The sequence below is a fragment of the Paracoccus sp. SY genome, from assembly GCF_002901215.1.
GTDB lineage: Bacteria > Pseudomonadota > Alphaproteobacteria > Rhodobacterales > Rhodobacteraceae > Paracoccus > Paracoccus acridae.
Window position 1 is genome coordinate 1 of the sequence record NZ_NWMQ01000064.1, and the last position, 10,188, is coordinate 10,188.

9 protein-coding genes are annotated in these 10,188 nt (G+C 64.5%); 7 read left to right on the top strand and 2 right to left on the bottom strand.

Annotation, left to right across the window (positions count from 1 at the left end):
* The first annotated feature begins 22 nt into the window (after positions 1-22).
* Complete coding sequence (locus CK944_RS20335) at positions 23-1,261, top strand: type II secretion system F family protein (RefSeq protein WP_103174887.1); 1,239 nt, start codon at positions 23-25, stop codon at positions 1,259-1,261.
* Between the two features lie 6 nt (positions 1,262-1,267).
* Here CK944_RS20335 and CK944_RS20340 read toward each other — a convergent pair whose 3' ends face one another.
* Positions 1,268-1,894 (bottom strand): hypothetical protein, encoded by a 627-nt coding sequence (locus CK944_RS20340; RefSeq protein WP_103174888.1) that lies wholly within the window; start codon positions 1,892-1,894, stop codon positions 1,268-1,270.
* Between the two features lie 188 nt (positions 1,895-2,082).
* On the opposite strand from CK944_RS20340, the gene CK944_RS20345 reads away from it, so the two are divergent.
* The 4 genes from CK944_RS20345 to CK944_RS20360 all read left to right on the top strand — a co-directional run bounded on the left by CK944_RS20345 (position 2,083) and on the right by CK944_RS20360 (position 5,096).
* On the top strand, positions 2,083-3,081 hold the full coding sequence (locus CK944_RS20345; RefSeq protein ID WP_158248091.1) for a penicillin-binding protein activator: 999 nt from the start codon (positions 2,083-2,085) through the stop codon (positions 3,079-3,081).
* Positions 3,068-3,667, top strand: a complete 600-nt coding sequence (locus tag CK944_RS20350; RefSeq protein WP_256388171.1) for a type II secretion system protein GspJ — start codon at positions 3,068-3,070, stop codon at positions 3,665-3,667. Before CK944_RS20345 ends, CK944_RS20350 begins: the two co-directional genes overlap by 14 nt.
* Positions 3,667-4,527, top strand: a complete 861-nt coding sequence (locus tag CK944_RS20355; protein WP_158248092.1) for a general secretion pathway protein GspK — start codon at positions 3,667-3,669, stop codon at positions 4,525-4,527. Before CK944_RS20350 ends, CK944_RS20355 begins: the two co-directional genes overlap by 1 nt.
* Before the next feature lie 107 nt (positions 4,528-4,634).
* Positions 4,635-5,096 carry an A24 family peptidase gene (locus CK944_RS20360; protein WP_103174892.1) on the top strand — a complete coding sequence of 154 codons (462 nt, stop codon included), beginning with the start codon at positions 4,635-4,637 and terminating at the stop codon, positions 5,094-5,096.
* 60 nt (positions 5,097-5,156) lie between these two features.
* On the opposite strand, the gene CK944_RS20365 is transcribed toward CK944_RS20360, so the two are convergent.
* A complete protein-coding gene (locus CK944_RS20365) occupies positions 5,157-5,711 on the bottom strand; it encodes a type II secretion system protein N (protein WP_158248094.1) in 555 nt (184 codons plus the stop codon).
* Positions 5,712-6,892: 1,181 nt separating this feature from the next.
* On the opposite strand from CK944_RS20365, the gene CK944_RS20370 reads away from it, so the two are divergent.
* The gene (locus CK944_RS20370) at positions 6,893-8,935 is read left to right on the top strand and encodes a multicopper oxidase family protein (RefSeq protein WP_205049125.1); all 2,043 of its coding nucleotides are present in this window, start codon (positions 6,893-6,895) and stop codon (positions 8,933-8,935) included.
* 175 nt (positions 8,936-9,110) lie between these two features.
* The gene (locus CK944_RS20375; RefSeq protein ID WP_158248095.1) at positions 9,111-10,121 is read left to right on the top strand and encodes an SCO family protein; all 1,011 of its coding nucleotides are present in this window, start codon (positions 9,111-9,113) and stop codon (positions 10,119-10,121) included.
* The last annotated feature ends 67 nt before the right edge of the window (positions 10,122-10,188 follow it).

Here is a 10,188-nt window from a genome sequence, read left to right on the forward strand (position 1 = left end):
CGTCTTCCAGGAGGAATGAGGCGTGCCTGCCTTCCATTTCAAGGCCGTCAATGCAGGCGGAAAGGTCACAAGCGGCATGCTGGAGGCCGCCAGTTCGGCCGCAGCCCGCCAAAGCCTGCGCAGCCAGGGCCTGCTGCCGCTGGAGGTCGCGAATGCGGCGCCGGAAAAGGCTGTGCCGAGGCCGACGGGCCAGGTCTTTGCCATCCTGCGCGGTGCCCGGGCCGTCCGTATCCCCCCTGCGGCCCTGGCGCTGATCACCCGGCAGATGGCGACCCTGCTGGCGGCGGGACTGCGCGTGGAGGATGCCTTGTCGGCCATCGCCCTTGGTCAGTCGCCCAGGATCGCCGGCATCCTGCTGACCGTGCGCGGCACCGTCCTGGAGGGGAGGTCCTTCGCGGTGGCGCTTGCAGACTATCCGCAGGTGTTTTCCGAACTGTATCGCGCATCGGTCCGGGCGGGCGAACAATCGGGCCAGCTGGACCAGGTCATGTCCCATCTGGCCAGCTTCGTCGAAAACCGCGCCCGCAACCGCCAGACCGTTCAGCTGGCGCTGCTTTATCCGATGCTGCTGGCCTTCGCCAGCCTGACGATCATCGCCATGCTGATGGTCTTCGTGATCCCCGACATCATGCGGGTGTTCAGCGCGCGGGGCGCCGACCTGCCCGTCCTGACGCGGGCGCTGATTGCGGGATCGGATCTGGTCCGCGATTACGGGGCGATCGCGCTTGGGGTGACGGTGCTTGGCATTGTGGGATTCCGCCGCTGGCTGGCGACGGGCCAGAACCGGCTGCAATGGCATCGGATGCTTGCGACTTGGCGGCCGACGGCGCGGGCGGTGCGGCGCATGAACTCGGCCCAGTTCACGGGCACGCTGGCGACCCTGGTGCAAAGCCGTGTGCCGCTGATCGAGGCCTTGCAGGCCGCGTCCGAGATCATGCCCAATCTTTTCGTGCGTGCGCGCGTCGTGGATGCGACGGAAAAGGTGCGCCGGGGCAACAGCCTGAAACGCGCGATGGAGGAGGCCGGGGTGTTTCCGGCCATGCTGATCGCCATGGTCGCCAGCGGAGAGGCGGGCGGCCACCTGGGCGATGCCCTGGTCCGGGCCGCGGCCGACCAGCAGGGGGACCTGGATGCCTGGGTGCGCGCGCTTGTGGCCCTGGTCGAGCCTGCGATTCTGCTGGTCATGGGCGGGGTCGTGATGGTCATGGTGCTGGCGATCCTGTTGCCGATCGTGTCCATGAACAACCTGGCCGGGATGTGACCTCGATCACCGCATCAATGCGGTCAAGGGCAGCGCGATCTCGCGTTCGGCACTGGCCGATACTCCCGGCACCAGCCGGGCGCCTGCCGCGTGCAGTTGCAGGACCAGCCGGTCCTGGTCGGTCAGCACGGCCGTCGCCAGGGCGGTGTCGGGCGCATCCTGCGCCGCCACGACCGCCTTTATCCCGCCTTCCGTCGTGGTCAGGCGGGCGACGAGGGCAGGCATGGGGATGCCGCCGGCCGCATCTTCGGCGCGCGCGCAGGTTCCCGGACTGCTGCGCAGGGCGCCCCACGCGCGTCGCGTCCCGTCGGTCTGGCTGGCCGACAGGTCATCGACGCTGGCGGTCAGGTCGCAGGTCATGCCCGGATCACGCACCAGCAGCGGGACCACGGCCCAGTTCAGGGTGCCCCGTGCATCGCGCAGGGCGTATCGGCCGGGCAGGACCGAAACGCGGCCGGTCAGATCCGCCCCCGGCCCCGTGCCGATCACGTCGAAGGTCGGGGACAGGGCCAGCAGGCTGCGCCATCCGTTGATCCGCCACTCGACCCGGTAGCCATGCGGCAATTGCGCCGCGCCATGGACCACGCGCCCCGACATCATCGACGCGTCCAGAGTGGGAATTGCCTGATGCATGAAAATCCGGGCTGGCATATACCAAAGAAGACCGATCGCCAGTGCGGCTATTCCGAGGAGGGCCACCAATGACGACAACGCGAGGGTTCGCAGGCGCGATGAGCCGGAGGACATTGTGTCGATCGCTTCTGGCATCCTGGTCGCTTCCCCTGGTGGTGCCCCTTGCGGCTTGCGGAGGAGGCTCGCTCATGTCGCGCCCGGGATCGGGGGTCGGCGGGCGCAACGCGGCGCTCTTGTTGCCGCTGTCCGGGTCGCAGGCGGGCGTCGGCCAGAATATGGCCCGCGCGGCCTCGCTTGTCACGCAGGGTCTTGACCCTTCCGCCGCACCGGCGGTCCTTGATACCGCCGACACCGTGGAAGGCGCCGCCACTGCTGCGCGCCAGGCGATCGCGAACGGCGCGCAGATGCTGATGGGTCCGCTGCGGGCCGACCAGACACCCGCCGTCCTGGCAGTTGCGGGCAGGGTGCCGGTGGTGACCTTCTCGAACGACGACAGGCTGGGCGCCCAGGGCGCCTTCGTCATGGGGGTGACGCCTGCCCAGTCGGTCGCCACGATGTTCAGCTATGCCCGCGCGCAGGGCCTGACCCGGATCGCCGTCGTGGCGCGGGACTCTCCTTTGGGTGCGGCCTCGATTGCTGCGGCGCGGGGGATCGCGCAAGCGGGCGGGATCACCTTGACGGCCACCCTGCTGCGCGACCCTGCAGCGGGGGGGCTGATGGGCGCCATTCGAAGCGCCAGCGGCGGCACCCTGCCGCAGGCGGTGTACCTGCCGGACGGGGGCACCACCCTGACCGCCTTCGCGCGCGGCTTGCAGGGCAGCGGGATGCAGGTGATGGGCTCGGTCCAATGGGGCGTGGCGGATGCCGCCGCCGATCCCAATCTTGCCGGCGCCTGGTTCGCGGCAGCGCCCCCTGACCTGTTCCAGCCTTTCTCGGACCGTTTCCAGGCGTCCTTCGGCGAGGCGCCGGGCATCATCGCGGCCCTTGGTCACGATGCGGCCCTGATCGCCATCGGCATGGGCAACGCGGGCGAATTGAACCGCAAGGGATTGCTGCGAAAGGCGGGCTTTACCGGGGTTCTGGGCAATTTCCGCTTCCTCGAGGACGGACGCTGCCAACGCGACCTGACGGTGCTGGGCATCCGGGGAGGCGGCATTGAATCCCTGGCCGAGATTGCCGGGGCCTGAAGCCAGCGGCGGGTCCCGAGGGATACGCTCTGCCACGGCGGGGGTCACGCTGGTTGAAATGCTGGTGGCCCTTGTCCTGTTCGCCTTGATCGGCGTCGCAGGCTTCGGAGTGCTGGACCAGATCCTGCGCGCGCAAGCGGCCACCGAAGGCCGGCTTGAACGGCTGGCCCGGATCCAGCGAGGGATGTATCTGCTGACCACGGATTTTTCCCAGGCCCGCCCGTCCACCGTGACCTTCGAGGGGGGCGACCAGGGTTTCGTCCTGTCGCTGGAACGCAGCGCCGCCGAGACCGGCGCGGGCCGGATCGCCCTGGCCTATCGGCTTCGGGACGGGATCCTGCTGCGCGATGTCAGCGACGCCTCTGGCAAGCCGGTGGCCCGCCAGCCGCTTCTGGATGGCGTGACGGGCATCGCCTGGCAGTTCTTCGACCCGGACATGGGCTGGGTGGATGAATGGCCGCCCGGCGGGCAGGCACCGGCCCAAGCGGAACGCCGCGCCAATCCGGTCGCGGTGTCGGCCGTCATCCTGCTGGAGGATGCGCAGCAGTTGCGCCGCGTGGCCCCCCTGCCGTCCGAACCGCGCTGATGCGGCGCCGCGACCCACAATCGGGCGTGGTGCTGATCAACGTGCTTGTCACGCTGGCCCTGGCCTCGACCGTGCTTTACGCGATGATCAGCCTGTCCGAGCTTTCGATCGCGCGCAGCCAGCGTTACAGCGAGGCGGGACAGGCGCAGGCGCTGATCGCGGCCGCCGAAGCCAGCCTGATCAGCGCCCTGTCCCGCGACATGACCGAGGCGCCCGACACGGACAATCTGACGGAAGGATGGGCGCGGATCGCGCAGCAACCGGTCGGCATCGAAGGGGGCAGCTTTGCCCTGCTTGTCGAGGACGCCCAGTCACGCATCAACCTGAACAGCGAGGCGATGCGGGGCGCGCAGGGCGCCCAGACCTTGCGGCGGATCGGCGACGCGCTTGACCTGTCCCCCGACGTGATGGATCGCATCCGGGCGCGCCTGACGCAGCGCAAACCGCTGGAACGGCTGGACGACCTGATTGCCGAGGCCGGGCTGGACCCTGCCGAAGTGGCGGCGCTGCGGGCCTTCCTGACGGTCCTGCCCAAGACCACCGACGTCAACCTGAACACCGCGTCCGAGGAGGTGATCGGCGTCCTGATCGGCAATCTGGCGCAAACGGCCTCTCTGGTCGCGATCCGGGACCGCAATGGCAGCCTTGCCCCCCGAGATGTCGAAAGGGCGCAGATGATTCCACCGCCGGGGATCGGCTTCACCTCGTCCTGGTTCCGGGCGGTCGCCACCGTCCGGGTCGGCACGACGACCCAGCAGGTCAGGTCGCTGATCCAGCGCAGTTCGGACACGGACGGGCAAAGGCATGTGGAGGTGGTTGCACGCGAAACCCCCTTTGGCGGCAGCGTCCCCGGTCAGTGAGTGTTGTTGACATGAAAAGGGTGACTGGCAGTTTGTGACGGTGTGCTGCAAGCCAGCAGCACGGGGTTCCGGCAAGGCGCTTGCCCCAGGAAGGATGGTCAGGGTTGATGATCGCGGACATGGGCCTTTTCGCCGCATTGCTTGCCATTTCCGTAGTGGACATTCGGACCCGGAGGATCCCCGATCTGCTTTCGCTTCCGCTGATCTGTGCCGGCCTGATGCAGGCCGGGTGGGCCGTGCAGCGGGGGGCAGCACCGGCCGTGCTGACCGACAGCATCATCGGCGCCGCTGCAGGCTATCTGGTCTTCGCGGCGATCGGCGCCGCCTTCTTCAGGATGCGCGGCCACGAGGGGCTGGGTCTGGGCGACGCCAAGCTGCTTGCGGCGGCAGGCGCATGGCTGGGGTGGCAGATGCTGCCCGCCGTCGTGCTGATCGCGGCACTGGGCGGGCTGGCGCAGATGGCGGTCGTTGGAAGGCTTCGGCCGGCCCATGCGGCGGATCGGTCGCTGGCCTTTGGTCCCTGGCTGGCGGTGGCGTTCTTCAGCTTCTGGATGCTGTCCGCCAGGTGATCCATGGGCGTTCCTTCCCGGTCCGCTGCGGATCAGCCGCCCATGATGGCCAATGTCGTTTCAGAACCCCTCGGTGGGGGGCGGGACCTGTGCGGCATCGCCCCGGCCATTGACCTGGTCGAAGATCATCTTGCGCATGGCATCGAGATCGCCGGTCGCCCCGGCACTGCGCGACACGCTGTCCGACCCGACCAAGGTGGGGGAACGGGTGTCGGTCAGCGAGAGTATCTCTTGCCGGTCACCCGCCTCCAGCAGGACATGATCGCTTCGGATCTCGACCAGGCGCCTGCCACCCGCGACCTCATCACCCACGACAAAGCGTCGGGCCGGCGCATTGCCGACCGAAAGGATCGCGCTGGATCGGTTTATCGGATCGGCGCGCACCACGCCGTGCAGCGTCACGCGCAGATCCGGTGCCGGCACGTCGGATGACGACGGGGCGTTGATCGGCTGTCCGAAGGGCATCAAGGCAAGGATGCCGTCCAGGTCGATCCGCGGCTCCACCACCTTCGCCTGGTCGTGCTGGACCACCGGACCCGCCTCCTGCCGCGCCAGGAACCAGGCCACGCGGCCGGCGTGAAGGCCAAGCGAGACAACCGTCGCGGCCAGGGCCATCCAAATGATCCAGTCATGCCGAGCCTTGGGCACCATCTCAGACCTTCCAGACAAGACGCCGCTTGGAAGCTGGCCCCGGCATCTTCGTATGACATGCGGTCCGTGGCCAAGACCCAAGGATAACAGAATGGCGGGGCCTGGTCAGAGGGAAGCATCGTGCCGATCATCGCTCTGGCGGCATATACAACCTGGGGGAGGTGTCGGGTCTATCCCAGCAAGACGACAGGAAATCCAAGCGGATCTTTGCCGAAACAAGGACTTCGCGTTTGTCGTGCAGCGGACAGGGTTCGTTTCAGCCGTCAACAAAGGTGCCGGCATTACTGATGCAAAGCTGGTTTTTACCCCAAGGTTTGAAGGCGATGCTGTCCTCGGCCTGAGTTTTTCAACAGAAAACCTCAACATCTGCTGTCCTGATCGTCACAGGAAGACCTGAGCCGAATCACTGATTCGGTAAAATGAACATACAAAACAGGGTCACTTAAATGTTTCCTGCTGGAAGCAAGAACGGCTGATCTTTGCTTGCATAATAATTAGGCAATTATCAGGATTCCTGGATGAGGGCGAGCAGGTTTGCAGAAGCAATTTCTTCCGCGGCGACCTTCATCCAATCCAAGCGCATCGGGATTCTAGAAATCTTGATTTCAACTTAAGATGGTAATGATGTCTGCTCATTTTCCGACATGTTGTCCAAAGCAGAATTAATACACAGAAAAAACCGACCATTGCGACAAGAAAAATCCTCTTGTTTATTGGAAGAAGCTTGGGGTGGTCATAATCAGCACAACCAAAAAGATAATAAGGCTGCGGCATTCCGCCACGGGCCGGTTTAAAAAAAACTACCCACGATTTAAAAATTCGCCTGTAAATTTAGTCAACGCGCGTGGTGATCATTTAGTTCGGGGGTGGTTATGTCTTTTCTACCTGAAGATGCGTCTCGGGCCAGGATACGCGAGGCGGAGGCCGCCCGAAAGAACAGGCTGGAAATCGTCCAGGCTCTTTCAACGGGTCAGGTGTCCCGGCGGGAATTGTTCAAATGGGGCATATTCACCGCCGGTGGGGCATTGGCCTGCATCAACGGTCTCAGCCCTTTTGCGCCCAGTGCCTATGCCGCCACCACGCCGACGGGAATTCCCAGAAGCCCGCTTTTCGGCGCCAAGCCTTTCACGCAGCCGCTGAGGCGGTTGAACCTTCAGACACCCTTGCCGCTGACGCCCCGGCTGGAAAATGGCGAGACGGTCCTGGACTTTCCGTCTGGCGGCGAATTGCCGGCCCGCCGGTTGTCCTATCATACGGAATTCACCCAAAGCGGCGGTGAAATGAACACCAATCCGTGGAACGACTATGGGCCATTGGAAGGCCGTCCGCCCGGCGAATATTTCGCGCACCAGCGGTGGAACGAGTTTCTTCCCAAGGTGGCCTATATCATGTCGCTTGCGCCGGTTCGAAGCAACATGTCGTTCCACGACAATTTCCCCGAGCAGGAGGAAAACAAGGTCTGGTCCTTTGGCGAGGGAAGAACCGGAAAATCGCGGCTGCCGCCCCCGCTGATAAAGATGCGGTACGGAGAGCCCGCGATCATCAGAAGCTATAACATGCTTCCAACAAATCCAAAGGATAATGGCGGCTTCGGGTCGAACAGCCAGGCCACCCATAATCATAACGGACATAATGCCTCTGGCAGCGATGGCGCGTCGAATGCGCACCATTTTCCCGGGCAGTTCTATGATTATCACTGGACGACCTGTCTGGCACGGGCCGACATGACCAACACCTCGGCCTCGGACAAGAGGGCGTCGGGACCGGACGGCAATGGCGGGCTTATGAACGTGGCCGGCGACTATCGAGAGTTGCAGGGGTCGATGTGGTTCCACGACCACCGCTTCTTCTACACGGCCGAAAACGTCTACAAGGGCCATCTGGGTGCTCTGAACTATTACAGCGGGCCGGATCGCGGGAACGAGGCGATCGACGATGGTGTGAACCTGCGCTTGCCCAGCGGCACGGAACTGGACTGGGGCAACATCGACTTCGACGTGAACCTGATCGTGTCGGATGCGGCGCTTGACCAGTACGGCCAGTACCAGTTCGACATCTTCAACACCATCGGGTTCATCGCCGACCAGGTTCTGGTGAACTTCACCTACAAGCCGTTCTTCGAGGTCCTGCCCCGCAAGTACCGGTTCCGCATCCTGGCGGGCAGCATGTCGCGGTTCTGGAAGTTCGCCCTGGTCAACGGTTCGAACAAGCTGGTTCCGATGACCGTGATCGCGACGGACGGAAACCTCCTTCCCGCCCCGGTCACGGTCACGTCGCTTGACTGGCAGAGCGTGGGCGAACGGTTCGACGTGATCGTGGACTTCTCGGCCTTGCCGATTTCCAGCAGGCTGCGCCTGATAAACATGCTTGAACACGAGGACGGCAACCGCGCCAAGGGGCAGCTGAGCCTTGCCGATACGCTGGCAGGCAAGTCCCGGGACCCGGCCATCGGGGACGTGATGCAGTTCCGCGTCGTGGGCCAGGTCGAAAGCGTGGATGCACCGGGCAAGATCCATCGGGCCACGGACATCGATCGCAGCGTCGTTCCGGCGAAACTGACGGATGTCATCCCGATCCAGCAGCCGGTGCGCGAACGTGTTATCGAATTCAAGGGCGCAGACGGCGAACTCGACAAGCTGACGGGCGAGTGCTTCCCCAGTTGCGGCGAAAAGGAGCGTTTCGGCTATACGCTTCGGATCAACGGCGAATCGAACCATTTCCTGAACGCCAACCGGATTTCGATGCTGATCCCCCGACCCGGAGAGGTGGAGCATTGGACCATCATCAATGGCGGCGGCGGCTGGGATCACCCGATGCACCTGCATTTCGAGGAGGGCCGGACCATCAGCCGGGGCAGCAAGGCCCTGACCGCGCTGGAACATAACTCGCGCAAGGATGTCTGGCGGCTTGGGGTGAACGGCAAGCTCAAGATCCAGGTGCGCTTCGGCGAGTTCGGCGGCGCCTATGTGACGCATTGCCACAATACCGTCCACGAGGACTGGGCCATGGTGATGCGCTATGACATCCTGACCGACCAGAAGAACGACAAGGTTTCCCAGACCCATCGGTCGGTCATCCCGACGCCGAACCCGTCCCCGAACGGGGTCACTTATGTGACGCCGGAAATCCTGCCGGAAGGGAACCCCTTCTCTCGATCCTTCCGCCCGTTCCCAAGCGGCCGGATCTAGGACCGGGCGCGTGTCCCCACGCGCGGGCAAGACAGCCGGACCGCCACCCGCACGGGCGGTAGTCCGGAACCTTCCTGATGGTGGACAACAGCCGGGACGGTTTTGCGTCGCTGGCCGCTTGAAAGGGCAGATCATGTCAGAAACATGCCGATCCGTTTGGGGCCGTATCACACGGATGCGCCGCCATCTGCTTGCCTTGGCCTGCGCCGCGACCTTGTCGGTGACAGCGATCGGCCCTGCCAAGGCGGAATGGGACGGGTCCTACTTCCCGAATGTCGAACTGGTGAACCAGGATGGGGTGACGCTTCGTTTCTGGGACGACCTTCTGCGCGACAAGATCGTGGTCGTGAACTTCGTTTATACCGATTGCCCGGACATCTGCGGGTTGTCGACGGCGCGAATGGCCCAGGTCGTCGATTGGCTGGGCGAACGGATCGGCAAGGACATCTTCGTCTACTCGATCTCGCTCGATCCCGGAACCGATACGCCGCAGCGGCTCAGGGATTATGCAGATGCGTTCGATGCGCCCGACGGGTGGATGTTCCTGACAGGCAGTCCCGAGAACGTGGACATCGTCCGCTTCAAGATGGGAGAGCGCAGCGAAAGCCTGGCCCAGCATCGTTCGGACATGGTCATCGGCAATGCCGCGACAGGGGAATGGCGCCGCGCGTCGCTGATGGGCAGCCTTGTCGTCCTGACCGAGGAAATCCTGTCGCTGGACCCTGCCTGGACGCTCCCACCCGCCATCGCCTCCCTGGAGACCATCACCCCAGGGCAACTGGTCATCAAGGACACGCCCGGAGAGGGGCTGTTTCTCAGCGCCTGCGCGGCATGTCACACCGTGGGCGAAGGCATCCGCGTCGGACCCGACCTGTCCGGCGTGACATTGCGCCGGGACCGGGAATGGCTGAAAGCCTATCTGAAGGTCCCCAACCGGATGCTTGCCCGGAAGGACCCGGTGGCAGTGGAACTCGACAAGGCCTTTCCGGCCGTGCGCATGCCGAACCTGCAGCTCAACGACACCGACGTCGAGGATCTGATCCATTACCTGGCGGTGCAGACGGAGCTGCTGGGCCAGCCGCAAGAGGTCGCCGAGGCGGCGGGTCATGACCATGCCGACCACTCCGGTCACGGACAGTCCGGTCACACCCATGCGGATGGGCATCAGCACGACCATTCCCACTGATTCCGAGCAGTATTCTTCGGCTAAGGGGTCAGGGGTGCCCTTGTCGCCTCATTCCTCCTGGAAGACG

Coding starts and splice junctions, on each gene's coding strand:
- CK944_RS20375 (WP_158248095.1), top strand. CDS start 9,111: ATGCGCCGCCATCTGCTTGCCTTGGCCTGCGCCGCGACCTTGTCGGTG.
- CK944_RS20345 (WP_158248091.1), top strand. CDS start 2,083: ATGTCGCGCCCGGGATCGGGGGTCGGCGGGCGCAACGCGGCGCTCTTG.
- CK944_RS20340 (WP_103174888.1), bottom strand. CDS start 1,894: ATGCATCAGGCAATTCCCACTCTGGACGCGTCGATGATGTCGGGGCGC.
- CK944_RS20360 (WP_103174892.1), top strand. CDS start 4,635: ATGATCGCGGACATGGGCCTTTTCGCCGCATTGCTTGCCATTTCCGTA.
- CK944_RS20365 (WP_158248094.1), bottom strand. CDS start 5,711: ATGGCCCTGGCCGCGACGGTTGTCTCGCTTGGCCTTCACGCCGGCCGC.
- CK944_RS20355 (WP_158248092.1), top strand. CDS start 3,667: ATGCGGCGCCGCGACCCACAATCGGGCGTGGTGCTGATCAACGTGCTT.